An 18,833-nucleotide genomic window follows, 5' to 3' on the forward strand; every position below is an offset into this window, starting at 1 on the left:
AGCTATTTTGCTCTATTCATCTCGTTTGAAAGCCTGAGGCAAGCTAGATAAGCCACCAAAACCAAAAAAGAGGCTGGGACAAAAGTCCTAGCCTCTCAATTGTCTTTGGATTATCGAGCAAGACGCAGTGGTTGAGTGGGCTCTACTACGCTGATTTCATCAGCTTTTACAGCCCTACTCAACTGTGCGGAGGTGGGACGACAAAATCGAATTCTAACGAATTACCGATTTCTGTCCCACTCTCCAAGTTTTTGATTAAATTATCCTACCGCTGCTAAGAGGAAATTCTAGCTGCCTTTCAGAGAGAGCATTTCACTTAATCTAAGATTAACGATTTGTCTAGCTTACTTTTCTATACTGGGCAAAAGCGCTAAATTATCGGTCTTCTTTTTTTCGTGTGAATAGAAGCCAGCTAGCAACGAGGGCTAAAAGTCCTGATACAGTAGCCAAAAGACTAGTAGATGTACCTGTCTTCGGCAGTTGAGGCGCCTTAGGAGCCTCTGCCTGTTCTGGTGAAGCTGTTGCCAAGCCTGACTCCTTAGAATGTGCCAGTGGTTCTTGCGCTTTCTGACCTCTTTCAGATTTTTCAGCTTCAGCGCTTGATTTTGATTGACCCAATTCTGTTTTTTCGACTTCAGCACTTGGTTTTGTCTGACCTAGCTCTGGTTTTTGTCCTTCAGTTGCTGGTTTATTTTCCCCTGCTGGCTGAGTAGTTTCTGGTCCCTGTGGTTGACTTGGTTTTGGAGTTTCGGCTGGATTATCTTGTCCTGGCAAATCACTCTTTTCAGCCTTGTAAATCACAGCATAGTGAGCAAGGTGAGACGCTGTGAAGACAATTGTATCACCGACACGCTCAAAGTCAAGAGGCTGGCCTGGCTGATTGTCTACGAAGGAAAGAACTTGCTCGACTTCCTTGCCAGCTTCTACAGGGATTTTAACCAGACTAGTGTGTTGAGTAGCAACGTCGTGCCCGTCTTTATCCACTCCTGTCACATCATAAATCTTACCAAGTCTGCCACCCAAGGCTTCTTTTTCGGCAGCATTTGGCTCAACAACTGCTACTTTCAAGCCCTTGATTGGAGTTGACTCCTTGTTTGAGAATTGAACTTCCACACCCGTCGATTCATCCATAAATACAGCTGGCTTATCTTCCTGAAGCTGGGCAATGAGGGCTTGCAGAGAGGCCTTGGCGGTTTCAAGTGAAGCTGGTGTCACTTCAGCTGAAGCCAACAAGTCTTTATTCTTGCTCAACAGGCTGAGGAGGGCATCGCCTGACGGATGGTTTGGTTTTTGTTCGAGCAAGGTCTGCGCTTCTTTGGTCAAAGTATCCAATTCAGCTGTCTTGTCCGCAAAATTCTTGCGTCCGTCCAGAGCCTTAAATGCCTGAGTCAGTTTTGCTAGACTTTCATCGACTTGGTCTTGTGTGCTTGTATCGTGATCTTTTAGAATCTGCTCAGCAGATGCAATTTCCTTGAGCAAGGCTTCTTTGACTTCTGGAGTCGCAAAGCTGAAGTCAACCTTGTTTTGAACACTCGCTGTTTCTGCTAGCTTTTGCTTCAGATATTCATCGTTCAAGGCTGGTTTTGGTGATACAAAGACATCGTACGTTGTCGTCACACCACGATAGTTGACCGAAATGGTTTGACGGCCTTCTTTGTGACTATCATAGCCTGAAACTTGCACACCTGCTTCATCAAAAGTATGCTCTTCGGTCGTTTCATCATCAAAGACCAGACGGAAACGTCCTCCTGTAGTCTCAAGGCTTTCTCCCACGATATATTCTGTTTTAGGTTTTTCGATCACTTCTAGGCCTACAGGAGTCTTTTCGCCTGCTTCGCTATGACTAACGACAAAGACTGTCAGCACTTGATCCAGTTTTTGTCCCAGATAGGACAGTTGTAAATGCTGCTCTCCTAGCTTAGATGGATCGTAGCCCGTCACTTCCACCCCACTGTTTGAAAGTTGAACCAATTGATCTGGCTGGCCATCCTTAAAGCTGACACGAATTGTACCACCTTTCAGAGACAGAGCATCCCCTTGACGATAGACTTTTCTTTCTGGTGCTGTTTCAAGATCAACCTTCGAAATCTCCTTATCTTCTTTAGGTACTTCAATAGCCAATACATTACTAATATCCTTACCAGCTACTTGTGAGCGGTAATATAGGAGGCTAGGGAGTTTAGCAAAAGCAAGTGGTTTAAAGATGAGATTGCCGTCTTTGTCCGCCGTCATAGTGGCAATCGGTTTTGTCGCATCGCTGCTGTCATAGAGGGACACTGTCGTCTTAGCTGGTACATCTTTGAAGCCTACTTGGACATGTCCATTTCCAAGAACACGCGCAGCAGCATCTTTCATCGGCACGTTAGCTGTTTCCGTATCCAAGCTTTCATACATCTTCCAGTTGTAGATTCGGATTGCCCGCCATGGAGTTCCATTGTCGGCTGTAATGACATCCAAACGCCAGTCTTGTGCTCGAATTGGCTTATCTAGGACGATATCTGACACATGGTCTTTATTGCCACGAACGGCCTTGGCTAATTTCCATTCGCCTGCTTCATCCTTATAATACAGGTCAAAGTCGCGTGTATTCATCTTGCCGTCATCAACAGACTCTCCGCCTGCTCCAGCATGCTCCATAACCCAGCGAGTCACTGTCCGAGGCTGAGTCAAACGAATATCTACCGTACCACTGAGTTGGGCAGAAGACCACTTGTCTGACAGACTGGTAATGGTGCCATTCAGCATTCCTTCGACACCTTCGCTACCATCCGCATCAGAGAAGGTTGTACCAATCACTTTTGCACCCAACACCACATTTTCTGCCAAAGGTTTTGGCAAGCTTGTATCAGAAACCTGCATACCCCAGTCAAAGTCAACTGTCCCAGCATCTGAACGCAAACCATTCTTTCCTACTGCAACGACTTTCAACTCTTGCTTGCTGCCCTTGGCACTAGCTGAACGACTCACCTTAGCCAAATAAGCTGACGTACTAGAGGTTCCTGTCACTAGGCGCCATTGGTCGCCGTCTTTTTCGTAGATTTCGTAGTAATCCGCATCTGCACTGCCTTTAAACTGCAACAAGGCCTCTGCTTCCTGCGCATTTTGAAGACGCTTAGCCTTGACCACCACATCTTTTGGTGCAGCTGGCTTCTCTTGATTAGAATAGATGGACAATTGACCTAGGTTGAACTTATAGTCCTTGACATCCTTGTCATGGTCGAAGTACATTTTCACGCCATAAATAGTTTTACCAGCTAATGAAGATAAGTCAAAGGTCTCTGTCTTCCAGTCCTTGCTTGGACTGAGCTCTTTCCACTCGTACTCAGAATAGTCTGGCTTCGTCGCAAGAGCCACCCAAGTGCTTGTTCCTTGGCCACCCTTGTGGGTCAAGGTCAGCTTGGTCTTGTCACTAACTGGAATCTTGGTCGAATAGAGCATGACATTTTGGTTGCTATTTGCAGCCAAGTCGCCCTCAAAAGCCAGTGAATTTCCGCCGTTGTACGCTTCATCAAAGTCATAGCGTCCTTTGAGCGGCGCACTGCCTTCCGCATGCCGAATCCACCAGCGCCAAGTTGGCAAGAAACCAGACACAGAACGATAGTTCCACTCGCCATCTTTTGAGACTTTCCCGTCTACAAACCAACGTTTTCCGTGTCCTGTATTAAAGGAAGTATTAAAATCAGGCTTGGTGATAGCTGTCTTATCAACCACCAAATTGGACATCCCATACCAAGATTGATCTGCTGGTTTACCCTTGCTAGGATCGCCTTGGAAGCCTGTCCAGAAATAGTTTTCATGAGTATGGTAGCCCTCACCTGTCTTACCTAGACCAGTGATCGTATCAGGCGCATACAGACCTAGAGACAGGCGAAGTTTTCCATTTTCGTCCAAAATCGCGTCCCAGTCCACATTAGTCTTGTAAGAACCACCCTTTTGCAGCTCTATCCCCGCCAAAACATCGTAAGGATCGCGTTTGATCCATTTTGCCGTACTGATGGAATAGTCTGTCTCTGCCTTGCCCCAGTTAAAGTTGGCAAAGAAGGTGTCCACTGGATTTTCTCCATCTTTAGGCTGCATAAATTGATAATTATATTCGCCAAGGGCATTTTCATGGTAACGACCATATTCGTAGGTCATAGCATCATACCAAGAATATTTAACGGGGTAATTCAAAGAACGTGCGTACTCTTTGGTATAAAGCAAGAAGTCACGCATTTTGGGTCCGAGTGGCTCTACTTGGCTACCTGTCGTTTCTTGGTTGATAAAATAGCCATCATAGCCATAATATTTAGCCAATTCGACTAATTTACGAGCAATTGGGAAGGTCTTTGAACCTTCAGAATCTTCTTTCAAGGCTTCTGCGAAACGTTCTTGATCCTTAGCGCTTGACGACCAATTGAAGAAGAGAGTTCCGTAGATTGGTACACCATTTCTATGAGCCGCATCAATAACATCTGGCGTCGGCACTAAACCATCCCAGTACACCATGGAATGTAGATATTGCCAGTAATCGAAAGCATAGGCCTTGAATTCTTCGCCACCAATAGAAGCATGATCCTTGGCTTTAGAGTTCATATTGGACAAAGCCTGTACTTTAGCTTCTGGATTAGCTTGTTGGTTGATTTGTTGTCCCTGATAACGCTCAGCCAGAGGCACGCTAGCCCGGTTTATTTCATCATCTTCACGAGCTCCCGGCTTCCAGTCAAGCAATTCTTGCCAAGTATCAAACTTGATTTCTTTGGGTTTGAGCTTTTTATCTTCTTGACTTGGTAAGTCCTCTACGACTTTTGTCTCTTTGCTGGCAGGTGCTTCTTCCTTGACTTCTTTTTCCTTGCCAGCCGTCACTTCCTTGCTCTCAGCTAATGGAACTTCAGAGGCAAGAGCTGGCTTTTCAGTTTCTGTCGCTAGACCTTGGACAGCCTCGACTGGTGTTTCACTGACTTTCGTCTCTTCAGTTGCTGCTTCCGTCCGAGCTTCCTCCTTGGCAAGGACGCTAGCAGTAGCTTGTGATGCTGCTGGGCTATTTTCTTCTGCTAACGCATGACCAGCCCCAAACAGCGCTATCCCTACCAAAACAGAGCAAACGCCTAAACTCAACTTACGAATACTAAATCTTTGTTTCTTATCAAATTGCATTTTTACCTTAACTCCTTCTCTTCTTTTCTTTTTTCGTGCACTTGCTGCCTCTTCCCTGGTCGCTCCTTTCAAAAGGTAATCGCTTACATTTTTGCGTAAAAAAAGAAAGATTCACTTAAAATCATTCTACCTTGCGCGAGCTTGCCTTGTCAATTCATTCTATCTTGTCCTATAAATAGAGATTAAATCTCTAAAAATAGTACAAGAAAAGAGAGTGGGACAGAAATCGGTAATTCGTTAGAATTCGATTTCGTCGTCCCACCTCCGCACAGTTGAGTAGGGATGTAAAAGCTGATGAAATCAGCGTAGTAGAGCCCACTCAACCACTGCGTCTTGCTCGACATTCCAAAGACAATTGATAGGCTAGGACTTTTGCCCTAGCCTATCCTTCATTATTCCCCTTCAAAGACATCTTTCATCTTATCAAAGAAGCCTTTCTTCTTAGGGCTCACTGTGATGTCTCCAGCCGCCGCAAAATCCTTAAGAGCCGCCTTTTGACGGTCATTGAGGCCTGTCGGCGTTACGACATTGACAGTGACATATTGATCACCTACACTTCCATCGCGCAGATTTGGTGCTCCCTTACCACGCAGACGGAAACGTTTGCCAGTCTGGGTTCCCTCTGGAATTGTCAATTCAACATTTCCATGCACAGTTGGGATTTCCACACTGTCGCCCAGAGCTGCTTGCACAAAGTTGAGGTTGAGCTTGTAGTAAATGGTAGAACCGTCACGCTCAAATTTATCGCTTGGTTCAACGTTCACCACTACATACAAGTCTCCATAAGGACCGCCATTAAAGCCTGCCTCACCTTGACCTGCCAAGCGAACTCGTTGACCTGTTTCTACACCAGCTGGAATTTTTACATGAACGCTATGCGCTTGCTTTTCGTGTCCCGTTCCATGGCAGGTTTCGCATGGACTTTTGATTTCTTGTCCGCGACCATGACAGACGTCACAGGTTACTTGACGACGCATCATACCTAGCGGTGTCTGAGTATCGACGTTAATAACACCAGAGCCGTGACAGCGACCACAAGTTACTGGGCTAGTTCCTGGCTTAGCACCTGAACCATGACAAGTCCGACAGCTAGCTTCACGATTGTATTTAACTTCTTTTTCTGTACCGAAAATAGCCTCTTCAAAGCGGAGATTTACCCGATACTGGAGATCATCTCCTTGACGCGGAGCGTTTGGATTACGAGTCGCGCCACCGCCAAAGAAGCTAGAAAAGATATCTTCGAAACCACCAAAACCAGAACCGTCAAAGCCACCGAAGCCGCCTGCGCCACCGCCAAAGCCACCATTGGCACCTGCCGCGCCGTATTGGTCATAGGCAGCCCGCTTTTGCTCATCGCTCAGCGTTTCATAAGCCTCCTGGACTTCCTTATATTTATCTTCCGCCCCAGGCTCCTTATTGATATCTGGGTGATATTTTTTAGATAATTTCCGATAGGCTCTCTTAATCTCATCCTGAGAAGCATTCTTAGAGACACCTAAACGATCATAAAATTCAGTATTGTTCATTTAAGATACCAAGAGCGAACAGAAAGCGACCGAAATTTAGGAAACCAACAAGAAATTCTGATTTCTTAGGAGGTTTATCTAATTTCCAAGCTTTCCGCTCGGGTTCAATTACGAACACTCTTTGTTCCTTTCTGTTAATATTTCGGAACGAAACCTCGATTTAGGTCGGGTTCAGTTCCTTTCTAACTTAGTTTAAAGAAAAACCAAAAATTTACGTTCCAACTCTTTTCTTACCGAAAAACAGAGGCTGGGTTACAACCTCTGTGCAATGTTATCTTTAATCTATAACTAAAATTTGACCAGAATTAACATATGTCAATACCTACTCTTGACTTTCTCATAACTAGCAACTGCAATATTTACAATGTTTTCCTCTTCAACATCATTATCAAAATAAACTTGTTTATTAATAGGCACACCAGCCTTAACTACTTTTGAATTTGTCCTAACAGATAAAAAAGTATCTATTTCACATTTTAGGATAGTTATGTCTCCATTTTTTCTGTTACGAATCTCTAGAAACTTTCTTTTTTTACCTTTGTTAGTTACACATTGCAAGGAAATGTAATCTGACCCTGAAGTATCACTTTCTACTATAGAGGAATCTTTTTTCTTAAGCTCGCGAATCAACTTATTAACCTTCATTCAATCCTCCTCATTCTCTGAGCTATGACTAAAATAATCCACTGAGTTATCTTACTTCTCCGTAAACTCTCCATCTACGACGTCATCGCCTGCGTTTCCTGTTGCTTGTGCGCTTTCTGCTCCTGCTTGAGCTTGTTGAGCTGCTGCGGCTTGTTCGTAGAGTTTAACAGCAAGTCCTTGAGCTTTTTCGTTCAATGCTTCGAGTTTCGCTTTCATTTCGTCCAAGTTGTTGTCTTCTTGCGCTTTCTTAAGGTCATCAAGGGCAGCTTGTGCAGCATCACGTTCTGCATCGAAGCCTTTGCCTTCAGTTTCCTTGATTGTCTTTTCAGTCGCAAAGATTGCTTGGTCTACTTCGTTACGAAGGTCAACTTCTTCTTTACGTTTCTTATCTGCTTCAGCGTTTGCTTCTGCATCTTTCATCATGCGGTCGATTTCTTCATCAGTCAAGCCTGAGTTAGATTGGATGACAATTGTTTGTTCTTTTTGAGTTCCAAGGTCTTTAGCCTTAACAGATACGATACCGTTCTTGTCGATGTCAAATGTTACTTCGATTTGAGGAATTCCACGAGGTGCAGCTGGGATGTCTGTCAATTGGAAACGTCCAAGAGTCTTGTTATCCGCTGCCATTGGGCGTTCACCTTGAAGAACGTGGATATCAACGGCTGGTTGGTTGTCTGCTGCTGTTGAGAAGACTTGTGATTTAGATGTTGGAATTGTTGTGTTACGGTCGATCAGTTTTGTGAAGACACCACCCATTGTTTCGATACCAAGTGACAATGGCGTTACGTCAAGAAGAACAACGTCTTTCACGTCACCAGTGATGACACCACCTTGGATAGCCGCACCCATAGCAACCACTTCATCAGGGTTTACTGATTTGTTTGGTTCTTTACCAGTTTCAGCTTTCACAGCTTCTACAACGGCTGGGATACGAGTTGAACCACCAACAAGGATCACTTCGTCGATTTCTGACAAGCTCAAACCTGCATCTGAAAGGGCTTGACGAACTGGAACTTTTGTACGTTCTACAAGGTCACGAGTCAAATCGTCAAATTTCGCACGAGTCAAGGTCATTTCCAAGTGAAGAGGACCAGCTTCACCCGCAGTGATGAATGGCAAGCTGATTTGTGTTGAAGTTACACCTGAAAGGTCTTTCTTAGCCTTTTCAGCTGCATCCTTCAAACGTTGCATTGCCATCTTGTCAGTAGACAAGTCAATACCGTTTTCTTTCTTGAATTCTGCTACCAAGTGATCGATAATCTTTTGGTCAAAGTCGTCACCACCGAGTTTGTTGTCCCCTGCAGTTGCTAATACGTCGAAGACACCATCACCGAGTTCAAGGATAGATACGTCGAATGTACCACCACCAAGGTCGAATACCAAGATTTTTTCTTCTTTGTCAGTCTTGTCCAAACCGTAAGCAAGGGCTGCTGCAGTTGGTTCGTTAACGATACGTTCTACTTCAAGGCCAGCGATTTTACCAGCATCTTTAGTTGCTTGACGTTGAGCATCGTTGAAGTAAGCTGGAACTGTGATAACTGCTTTAGTAACTTTTTCACCAAGGTACTCTTCAGCATAACCTTTCAAGTATTGAAGGATCATAGCTGAGATTTCTTGTGGAGTGTATTCTTTACCGTTCGCAGAAACTTTTTCAGAAGTTCCCATTTTGGATTTGATAGAGATCACTGTATCTGGGTTTGTCACTGCTTGGCGTTTTGCAGCATCACCAACGATGATTTCACCATTTTTGAATGACACTACAGATGGAGTTGTGCGGTTTCCTTCTGGGTTTGCGATGATTTTGCTTTCAGTTCCTTCAAGAACTGCAACTGCTGAGTTTGTTGTACCTAAGTCAATACCGATAATTTTAGACATGTGTTTTTCTCCTTAAGTTTTTTCTTCTATTTTTTGATATTTTCCTTAAGTGGTGGGGACGTGAGCAACTCCCTACGGGATTTCATCACTTATTTTTGAGCCTAAGGTCTCAAAAATCCCCTGTTTCAGTAGCACAAGCTACTGAAATTCTCACCACGGCGGAAAATATCGGTTTTGCAAGCCTCTGGCTTGCCTCTTATCTTCATTCATAGTTTATTGTCATTTCGGACAAGGTTTACGCAGTAGCTGATTGGCAGTTCACTTCGCAAACGCTCGTGACCAGCCTAATCACCCTTTCGGGGGTGCGTCAACGAAATCACAGATTTCTGACTTACCGCCTAGTTATATACTACCACCATAGCTGGTCTTAGGATGCGGTCATGGAGTTTGTAGCCTTTTTGGAAGACTTGGGCGATGGTGTCTGCTGGGTGTTCATCGTCTGCTGGGAGAGTTTGGATGGCCATGTGATAGTTATGGTCAAATACTCCGTCCGCTGCGATTTCTTCAATTCCTTCTTCTTTAAGAGCATGAATCAAGCTTTCTTGTACCATTTCCAAGCCTTTTTTGACGTCGTCTGTCAATCCTTCAACGGCAAGGGCACGCTCTAGGTTGTCCAAAGAAGGGAGAATCGCTTTTGCCAAATCTTGGCTACGATAGCGTTGCAAGAGTTGGCGTTCTTCATTGGCACGACGTTGGATGTTTTGCATTTCTGCATGAGCGCGAAGGTATTTATTTTCAAAGTCTTCTGCACGCTCATTTGCTAGTTCTAGTTCTGATTTTTCAGGAGTAGTTTCATCCGCTTCTTCAACGGTTTCGACAGCTTCTTCAACGGTTTCGACAGCTTCTTCAGTAGCTTCTACCACTTCCTCTTCTTTTACTTCTTCGTTTTTTATTTCCTCAGACATTTTTCGCCTCCTTTTTAGGAATTTATGTAATTTCATGTTCAACTCACCTCATAATGATTACTACTCAAATATCGGTAGAAATCTGTGAGTTTCATCGTCAAGACTCGATTGACAACATTGAGCTGACTGACCACCTTTTGGTAATCCAGATTGACTGGACCGACCACTGCCAGCATACCAAAACCTCGATAGGGAATTAAAAATTTGCTGGAAATCAAGGTTAGATTGGCCAGACAGTCCTCTTGACTATCCGCAACACGGACATTTTGCATCTGATCCTCAGCTAGACTATCACGGATTTCAAAAGCTACCTTCTGACGATCATCAAAGAACTGATAAGCCTCAAGATCCGCAAAACGTAGCAACTGAACCTTACCAGCTACAGCTACTTTTTCCGAAAACATCTGAGCAAAAATATGCTCAAAGAGATCGAGAACATTGTCCGTCGTCGTAAAGTAACGCTGGATAATCTGCGGAATCTCCGTCCGAATCTTGTAGTGGATATCTAAGACCGTCTGTCCCAGAAAGCGCTCCTGAATCATATCCCTTAAGCGCAGTAGGTCATCCTGGAGAAAATTCCTAGGAATCATGAACTGACTGGTCAGAGTATTGGACTCATCCAGAGTAAAGACAGCTAAGGCTGCATGCTGGCTAATAACAACGATATCAAAAGCTGTCAGCCGTTGCCGACTAGGCTCGACGTCAAGAGCTACAACTGTGCAATCACTCAACTCTGCCAAGACGTCCGCTGCCCGCTGCAGGATATCCTCCAGCTTGAAGAACTCTTGGTCGAAAGCTTTGACAACTTCGTAGAGCTCATTTTCCGCTAGCTGATCAAAGGTCAAGGAATGACGGACAAAATACTGGAAACCAGCGACACTGGGCTTGCGACCACTCGATGTATGAGCCTTTTCTAGTAACCCTTCCTTTTCCAAGGCTGCCATGTCATTACGGATGGTAGCACTCGAAGACTGGATAGACTCTTGCAAGGCTTTAGAACCGACAGGCTCATGCGTCTTGGTAAAGATATCAATAATTAGATTTAAAATCTCATTTTGGCGTTCTGTTACCAAGGACCTCACCTCTCTTTAGAAAATTTCCAGCCACTGGCGAGATTTTATTTTTTATATTTAGCACTCTAATGCATCGAGTGCTAAATTATGATTCTATTATACACTCTTAAAAATGAATGTCAAGACAAAAACTCAAAAAATTAGCACTCTTTTTGCAAGAGTGCTAAAAATCAGTCTCAAGTCCTAGAAAACTTTATTGGACAGGATTCACTTTACAATTCTTTTGATGAGCTTTAAGCTTTTTCATAGCCCAATCATAGTGGCTGGATGTAGAGCTGACAAAATAAGAACCCAAGGTCGTTCCGCCTGTCCATTTATAAACTCCCTTGGAAAACAATTCTTCATTGGTCAAGGTTGCGGCTAGGTCCAGGACATCTCTATGCGAACTAGCCAGCAAAGAACTTGCCTCCTCAAGAGAGGTCTGCTGGTGCTTTTCCCAAAATGCGACATTCATCTCACCATAAGTTCTCCAATTGTAGGGAGCAGGCAGGAAGGACTTCTCTTCTCCCCTTTGATTGGCCTGCACCCAGTCGAGTAGCAGCTGGTGCCATTCATAAAGATGGATTAAGACATCCCTCAGATTCCGATCGCGCTTCCAGTGAGCTTCTTTCTTTTTCTCATCCTTTGAAAAATCAAAGGGCCTCGCCAACTCTTCTGCTGTCATGTTCGAAATGAGCAGATTGAGTTTTTCAAAATTTTCTGTAGCTGCAGCCAGCAAATCTTTTTTTGTTGTAGGTCTTGGCATGACAAATTCCTCCTATCTGACGGAATACCTTAAGATGGTTTTAAACTTTTCTTCTGGTGTCCTATTTTTGTTGCTCAAGTAAATCTCTCTGTGAACGTGGTCGCATCTCTCCAGTCCCAAGCTGTTTGCCAGCTCAGCCATTTTCTCAAAAGAGGCCGGCTCACTGTCATAACTTCCTATGTGTAAGACCTGAATGGCCCGCTCCTCTGGCAAGCTCTGCAAACAAATGTCGTCATAGAGGGGATTAGGCTTTTTCTTGCGGACATTCTCAAGCGCTGCCGCAAATATATCCTGATCGATGACATTGGGCTGCTGAATCATGAGCTGATAGCGAAGTTGACTTTTATCGAAGCCTTCCCCAGCAGCTTTTTCCCAGATTCCTTCCAAAGGATAAACCGTGAAATCAGTCACCTTGTCCTCCGCCTCGTTTTTCATCACGGATTTAAAGAGCATTTTTACGGAATAGGCCAGCGAATAAAGGGCAGATACCCGCTCGGAGAAATCCGCTTCATTGGGATCGCCCGCTCCTTCGATCACAATGAACTGTTGACTTGGCACCTCTACCAGCTCTGGCTTTTTCTTGGCTCCATAAAGGCCTTTCTCGCTTTTTCTCCATTCATATTTCATCTTGCTCCCCCCTTCTCTCTTCTTATCTATTAGTATACAAGAAGATACCTGACACCCTATGTCAAGTTTTATATTTTTCTATCAACCTAGAAAGTATTTCTTTCATTTTCACTCGGATTTCGGGCGGATCTAAGACCTCCACAGAGTCTCCAAAGGACAGGATGTAACTGTACAAACGGTGATCGTTGGGAATCTCGATTTCTGTATATAAATTTCCTTCCGCATCTGTCCGAATGTCTCCGCTTAGTTCATCATAAACCCTGAAGGCCACTTTGCGATCAAACTTGACTGTCAACTTAATGGTATTTTCATAGGTCAGTTCCTTTTCCAAGACGACATCTTCAAAGCTGTCCTCAAACTTTTCATCCAGCCGCTCCAGATTTTTCATCCTAGATAGTTTAAAATACCTGAATTCCTGTCGCAAGAGGCAGAAAGCATAGAGGTACCAACTCTGATTTTTAAACAACAAGCGTACAGGCTTGACACGACGGCTTGTCTCCCGCTCATCACTAGCAAAGTAAGAAAAAGAAACAAGGTGCTTGCCTAGAATTGCAGTTTTTAGTTGATGAAAGGTAGCTTCATATGCTTTATCGTTTTGCCAGTGATTAAAATCGATTTCGATCCAGTTGGGATTTTTAATTTGAAAAAGCGCTGAAAGCTTTGTAAGTAGGTCACTTTGGTAAAGCTGACTGGTGCTGCCCAGACCTTGCAGGGCCGCCATGATCTGCTCTTTCTCCTCCGCTGTCAGCAGGGACTTCCGCAAGACAAAATCCTCTGCGATTTCTATGCCGCCACCTTTTCCTTGCATGGTATAAATCGGAATCCCAGCGCTGCTAAGAGAGTCCACGTCTCGATAAATAGTCCGAACCGAAACTTCAAATTTCTCTGCTAGCTCCGTTGCAGTCACTTTCCCTCTCTCCAAAATGTAGTACAATATCCGAAATAGTCGATTATTCTGCATGCTTGCTCCTTCTCCTCTTCCTATTATACAATACTTGCCACAGCATGTCATATTTAAGCGGGTTAAACCTCGGATAAGCTGTAATGAAAAAGAGAGTGGGACAGAAATCGGTAATTCGTTAGAATTCGATTTCGTCGTCCCACCTCCGCACAGTTGAGTAGGGCTGTAAAAGCTGATGAAATCAGCGTAGTAGAGCCCACTCAACCACTGCGTCTTGCTCGACATTCCAAAGACAATTGAAAGGCTAGGACTTTTGTCCCAGCCTCTTTTAGTGATTAAAAACCTTATTTCCGATAGATGTTATTTGCCTTTGTTTCCCCGACTACTACTAAGCTTTACCATTATTTCCTGCGACAGGAGCAAATGTTGGCAAAGCCACCCCCTCTTTTAGCAAGGCTTCATGGTAGAGCTTGTAGAAAATATGGTACAGGCTCGCCTGCATACCGCTTGCAACGATTAAACTAATCCGAAAGTAAAACTGCCCGCTCGCAGTCATTTGCGGTCCCAAAATATCAGGTTCCTTCAAAACTTCTGGATGTTCAGGCACAGCTTCCTGATTGACAGCAGCAATAATCCGATAAATCTCATCCAAATCCGTCTCAGCATAGATAGGAATATCAATCAGAACTCGCATATCGCCACGAGAAAGATTGCTGACAACGGTGATATTTCGATTGGGCACAAAGTGAAGAGTTCCGTCCGCATCGCGTACCTGCGTAGTCCGAATCCCAACACTGACAACCGTTCCTGCGATATTGATAGCACCATTGGTCAAGCGAACATTGTCCCCTACATCCAATTGACGCTCTAAGAGAATAAAGAAACCATTGACTAGGTCGGACAGAAAGCCCTGCGCTCCCATCCCAATTGCCACACCAGCAATCCCTGCCCCAGCTAAAAGACTTGAGACCGGCAAGCCCAAAATGGATAAAACCCAATAGAACAAGAGAAAATAAAGTACATAATTGAGTAAATTCTCAATTAAGCGCATAATGGTCTTTTGCCGAGCGACATCCTGCCGAGATAATTTCAAAGACGGCGCAATCAGTCTAGTCACAAAAAGATGGAGAATTTTCTTAGCCACCCAAAATAGTACACACAAAAAGACCAAGGAGACGAATTTTGAAAACACGTCATCCAAAATAGCTGACCAGTTGAATTGCTGGAAATAGCGCGTGAAAACATTCCCATTAGCTGTCATTCTTTCCTCCCATGAGATACAAAAATCTTATTCATTATACCACAAAGGGCGACAGATAGGCATCAAAGCAGCCTTATTCTGCATAGCGAATACTAAAAAACATTGATTTTATACGACCTCTAGCGTATAATGGAAAGCAGTTTATTTTAGAAAGGGAGCTCCTATGTTTCATCGAATTCTTTCTGCTTGGAATCGCGCCAATCTTATCAAACGGATTTCTATTGGGATTGTCACAGGCGCCCTGCTGGCTCTTATTTTCCCACAAGCCAGCGCCATTAGCCTCCTCGGCCAAATCTTTGTCGGTGGCCTAAAAGCTATCGCACCGCTGCTCGTTTTCACTCTCGTTGCCAATGCCCTCTCTCAGCACCAAAAAGGGGGCAGAAGAGCAATATAAAAACCGTCATTATCCTCTATCTAATCGGGACTTTTGCGGCTGCCCTTGTCGCTGTCCTTGCCAATTATATTTTCCCTGTGACCATCGAGCTGACCGCAGCTAGCTCGGAAGTTAGTCCCCCAGAAGTCATCGGCCAAGTTCTGAGCAATCTCCTCCTCAACCTTGTCGATAATCCGATCAACGCTTTGACCAAGGCCAATTATATCGGCATTCTGTCTTGGGCAGTTGTCTTTGGAGTGGCCATGCGAGAAGCAAGTCAGCAAAGTAAAGAACTTTTGAAAACACTGGCAGATATTACTTCGAAGATTGTCGAATGGATTATCAATCTGGCTCCCTTTGGTATTTTAGGGCTGGTGTACACGACCATTTCTGGCAAAGGATTTGAAGCACTCAAAAGCTACGGCATGCTCCTTCTCCTATTACTGGGTTCCATGGCCCTTGTTGCGCTGGTCGTTAACCCCTTGATTGTCTTCATTATGCTTCGGAAGAATCCTTATCCACTGGTTTGGCGCTGCTTAAAAGTCAGTGGTGTCACTGCCTTTTTCACTCGCAGTTCGGCTGCCAATATCCCTGTTAATATGAAACTGTGTCGAGATTTAGGCCTCAATCCTGAAACCTACTCGGTCTCTATCCCACTCGGTTCTACTATCAACATGGCAGGAGCAGCGGTGACAATCAACACGCTGACCCTCGCAGCGGCCAATACACTAGGCATCCAAGTGGACTTTGGAACAGCACTGGTGCTTAGCGTCGTTGCAGCCATTTCCGCCTGCGGGGCTTCTGGAGTGGCTGGAGGATCACTTCTCCTGATCCCTGTGGCTTGTAGCCTCTTTGGCATCCCAAATGATCTGGCTATGCAAGTCGTCAGCGTTGGCTTTGTCATCGGCGTCATCCAAGACTCTTGCGAAACCGCCCTCAACTCATCCACAGACGTGCTTTTTACAGCTGTTGCTGAAATGAGCACCTGGCCCAAAGAAAAACGTTATTAAACAAAGCGCTGAGGCTGGGACAAAAGTCCTAGCCTCTCAATTGTCTTTGGATTGTCGAGCAAGACGCAGTGGTTGGGGGGCTCTACTACGCTGATTTCATCGGCTTTTACAGCCCTACTCAACTGTGCGGAGGTGGGACGACGAAATCGAATTCTAACGAATTACCGATTTCTGTCCCACTCTCAGTTTTTTTATTTTGTCCTACGAGATACTTTCCTCACTCTTTCCTTAAAGAAGATTTAACTTTTTCTTAAAGATAACTGATATCAGCTAGCTTTAAGCCGCAATCTGTATACTTTCTACACATCATCTAAGAAAGAGGTATGGATATGGACTATCTAGTGATTCCGGCTTACGAGCCCGATTATAATTTGATTAAACTGATTCAAAAAATTCAGAGCAAGAGTGATTTTCATATCATTGTTATCGATGACGGTAGCTCAGCCAAGCGCCAGACAGTCTTTGACAAGGCTGAACAATATGCGACTGTCCTCCATCACAAGAACAATCAAGGCAAGGGGCAAGCGCTGAAAACTGCCTTCACCTACATCCAGTCTCTGGGTCAATACGGAACGGTCATCACAGCAGATGCGGATGGCCAGCACAAGGTCTGGGATATTTTCCGTGTGGCGACCAAGGCTGCTAAAAATCCCAATCAGCTGATTCTGGGAGCACGCGCCTTTACTGGCAAGGTGCCTCTGCGTAGCCGCTTCGGCAACAGTCTGACTCGGGCTCTCTTCAAAGCCCAGACTGGCGTAGCTGTCTCCGATACGCAGACAGGCTTACGAGCCTTTACGACCAACATGATCCCCTTTATGCTGAAGGTAGAAGGTCAGCGCTATGAGTACGAAATGAACATGCTCCTAAAAGCCAGTAAGGAATATCCCATTTTGGAAGTGCCCATTGAGACGGTCTATATCAATGATAATCAAGGCTCGCACTTCCGACCTGTTAGAGATGGGCTCATGATTTATAAAAATATTTTTAAATTTGCCCTGACTTCTCTCAGCAGTTTCATCGTGGACTACATGGTCTACGCACTAGCTCTCTTATTTTTGGCTGCTGCCCCAATCAGCCTGAGAATTCTTTTAGCCAACGGGATTGCCCGCGTGACAAGCTCGGTCTTCAACTATTCGACCAATAAAAAACTGGTCTTTAAGAACGACGACAGTATACTCAAGACAGGAACTGGCTATTTCAGCCTAGCTCTGGTGCTCTTTATCCTAGACACACTGCTGATTCGTCTCTTCTATGCTGTCTTTGGTCTCAACCTTCTGATTGTCAAGATCATCGTCGGCATCTTACTCTTCACCGTCTCCTGGATGGTCCAAAAGAAATTTATTTTTAAGGAAAGGACACACACTGCGTTATGAAATTTTTAAAGAAAGGCTATGCCTACGCCTCCATTTTCGGCCTGCTTCTGACAGCTTCCTTCAGCTACTCCATGCTGAAAACCTTCGTCATTGCTGAAACTATTTCCACAGTCTCCAATACCGCTTCGACGTCCAATGCCGAGGCTGCCAGCAAGGCTGCAGAAACAGCCACAGTGACAGATACCAGCTATTCAGACGGTAACATCTCGGTCACGCTGACTGAAAAGACCGTCAACAATACCCAAGTCTACATCGCTGATGTGACCGTCAGCTCCGCTGAATATTTGAAAACAGCCCTTGCCAACAACACCTACGGAACCAATGTCACCGCCAAGACTTCAGAAACGGCCGCTAATAACAAGGCTATTCTAGCGGTTAACGGCGACTACTACGGTGCCAATTCTACCGGCTATGTTATCCGCAACGGTGTCGTCTACCGTGATACCGTCCGAGAGGACGCCAGCAATGGGGATTTGGCCATTTACAAAGACGGCTCCTTTAAAATCATTTACGAAAATGAAATCTCTGCCGACCAGCTAGTCGAAGACGGTGTGGTCAATCTCCTAGCCTTCGGACCAGCCCTCGTAGAAAATGGCGAAATTGTCGTGAATACCAAGTCCGAAGTTGGCCAGTCTATGGCTTCCAATCCACGGACATCTATCGGCATCATTGACGAAAACCACTATATCATCACCGTTTCAGACGGACGCACTTCAGAAAGTCAGGGACTTTCCCTCTATGAAATGGCTGAAGTCATGAAATCTTATGGCGTCAAGACTGCCTACAATCTTGACGGTGGCGGCTCGTCCACTATGTACTTCAACGGTCAGGTCATTAACAAGCCTACCACCAACGGAAATATTTCAGAAAGGGCGGTGAGCGACATTGTCTACATCGGTTACTAATCCCAGCAAAAAACGTTTCAAAAAAACAGCTGTTTCCTACATCCTGCTAACAATTTTCTTCTTTGCTTTCAGCAGAATCTATGAATCCTTCAGCTTCGGGGAAACATCTGTCCACATGCACTATCTCTTTGCTCTTCCTCTCGTTGGGGGCAGCCTCCTCCTGCTTTTTATGAAGACCATTCCTAACCTCTCTCGGCTCAGCCTTAACCTCTGGAACTCAGCTGTAGCCACCATGACAGCCGGCATGCTCTTTCGTGGAATTGTCAACCTATCTGGGCGCTCCACGACACTGGACATACCCTACTGGTACGTAGGAGCAGGCTTTGTAGCTCTGGCACTATTCTCCATGGTCGTTACGCGCAGTGTGTGGGTAAATAAAGAGACCAGCTCAACATCCTAATCTCATAAAAAAACAGAAAGGTCGTGGTGTTTAAGCCACGACCTTTTCTTGAACACAAATCTGCTTTTTTTTTATAAT

The 18,833-nt window shown here is 44.8% G+C and carries 13 protein-coding genes and 1 pseudogene; 4 read left to right on the forward strand and 10 right to left on the reverse strand.

All coding sequences use genetic code 11. The features are described from left to right. Window positions 1-375 precede the first annotated feature (375 nt). The 10 genes from HBA50_RS08965 to HBA50_RS09020 form a co-directional block, all read right to left on the reverse strand. Entirely contained in the window at window positions 376-5,136 is a 4,761-nt protein-coding gene (locus HBA50_RS08965) for an endo-beta-N-acetylglucosaminidase (protein ID WP_080940861.1), read from the reverse strand. Window positions 5,137-5,528: 392 nt separating this feature from the next. Beyond that, window positions 5,529-6,662, reverse strand: a complete 1,134-nt coding sequence (gene dnaJ, locus HBA50_RS08975) for a molecular chaperone DnaJ (RefSeq protein ID WP_045497925.1) — start codon at window positions 6,660-6,662, stop codon at window positions 5,529-5,531. Between the two features lie 315 nt (window positions 6,663-6,977). Then, a complete protein-coding gene (locus tag HBA50_RS08980) occupies window positions 6,978-7,307 on the reverse strand; it encodes a hypothetical protein (RefSeq protein WP_045497929.1) in 330 nt (109 codons plus the stop codon). A 51-nt stretch (window positions 7,308-7,358) separates the two neighbouring features. Then, entirely contained in the window at window positions 7,359-9,182 is a 1,824-nt protein-coding gene (gene dnaK, locus HBA50_RS08985; protein ID WP_045497932.1) for a molecular chaperone DnaK, read from the reverse strand. Window positions 9,183-9,520: 338 nt separating this feature from the next. Beyond that, window positions 9,521-10,087, reverse strand: a complete 567-nt coding sequence (gene grpE, locus HBA50_RS08990) for a nucleotide exchange factor GrpE (protein WP_045497938.1) — start codon at window positions 10,085-10,087, stop codon at window positions 9,521-9,523. Window positions 10,088-10,125: 38 nt separating this feature from the next. Next, a complete protein-coding gene (hrcA, locus tag HBA50_RS08995; RefSeq protein WP_045497939.1) occupies window positions 10,126-11,160 on the reverse strand; it encodes a heat-inducible transcriptional repressor HrcA in 1,035 nt (344 codons plus the stop codon). Window positions 11,161-11,353: 193 nt separating this feature from the next. After that, window positions 11,354-11,905, reverse strand: a complete 552-nt coding sequence (locus HBA50_RS09000; protein ID WP_045497940.1) for a ClbS/DfsB family four-helix bundle protein — start codon at window positions 11,903-11,905, stop codon at window positions 11,354-11,356. Window positions 11,906-11,917: 12 nt separating this feature from the next. Next, window positions 11,918-12,532, reverse strand: a complete 615-nt coding sequence (locus tag HBA50_RS09005; RefSeq protein WP_045497942.1) for a GyrI-like domain-containing protein — start codon at window positions 12,530-12,532, stop codon at window positions 11,918-11,920. Between the two features lie 61 nt (window positions 12,533-12,593). Then, window positions 12,594-13,493 carry a helix-turn-helix transcriptional regulator gene (locus tag HBA50_RS09010; protein WP_045497945.1) on the reverse strand — a complete coding sequence of 300 codons (900 nt, stop codon included), beginning with the start codon at window positions 13,491-13,493 and terminating at the stop codon, window positions 12,594-12,596. Window positions 13,494-13,821: 328 nt separating this feature from the next. Beyond that, window positions 13,822-14,694, reverse strand: a complete 873-nt coding sequence (locus HBA50_RS09020) for a mechanosensitive ion channel family protein (RefSeq protein ID WP_045497948.1) — start codon at window positions 14,692-14,694, stop codon at window positions 13,822-13,824. A gap of 163 nt (window positions 14,695-14,857) precedes the next feature. Here HBA50_RS09020 and sstT point away from each other — a divergent pair. From sstT to HBA50_RS09040, 4 genes and pseudogenes are all read left to right on the forward strand, one after another. Further along, window positions 14,858-16,077: pseudogene (sstT, locus tag HBA50_RS09025) on the forward strand (serine/threonine transporter SstT). Window positions 16,078-16,400: 323 nt separating this feature from the next. Then, window positions 16,401-17,450: a bifunctional glycosyltransferase family 2/GtrA family protein gene (locus tag HBA50_RS09030; protein ID WP_045497951.1), complete on the forward strand. Its 1,050-nt coding sequence runs from the start codon at window positions 16,401-16,403 to the stop codon at window positions 17,448-17,450. Next, on the forward strand, window positions 17,447-18,355 hold the full coding sequence (locus tag HBA50_RS09035; protein WP_045497954.1) for a phosphodiester glycosidase family protein: 909 nt from the start codon (window positions 17,447-17,449) through the stop codon (window positions 18,353-18,355). The genes HBA50_RS09030 and HBA50_RS09035 overlap by 4 nt, the downstream gene beginning before the upstream one ends. Continuing rightward, window positions 18,336-18,755, forward strand: coding sequence for a hypothetical protein (locus tag HBA50_RS09040; RefSeq protein WP_045497957.1), 420 nt, complete (start codon window positions 18,336-18,338; stop codon window positions 18,753-18,755). The genes HBA50_RS09035 and HBA50_RS09040 overlap by 20 nt, the downstream gene beginning before the upstream one ends. Window positions 18,756-18,833: the final 78 nt, after the last annotated feature.

The sequence above is a fragment of the Streptococcus cristatus ATCC 51100 genome, assembly GCF_011612585.1.
Taxonomy (GTDB): domain Bacteria; phylum Bacillota; class Bacilli; order Lactobacillales; family Streptococcaceae; genus Streptococcus; species Streptococcus cristatus_H.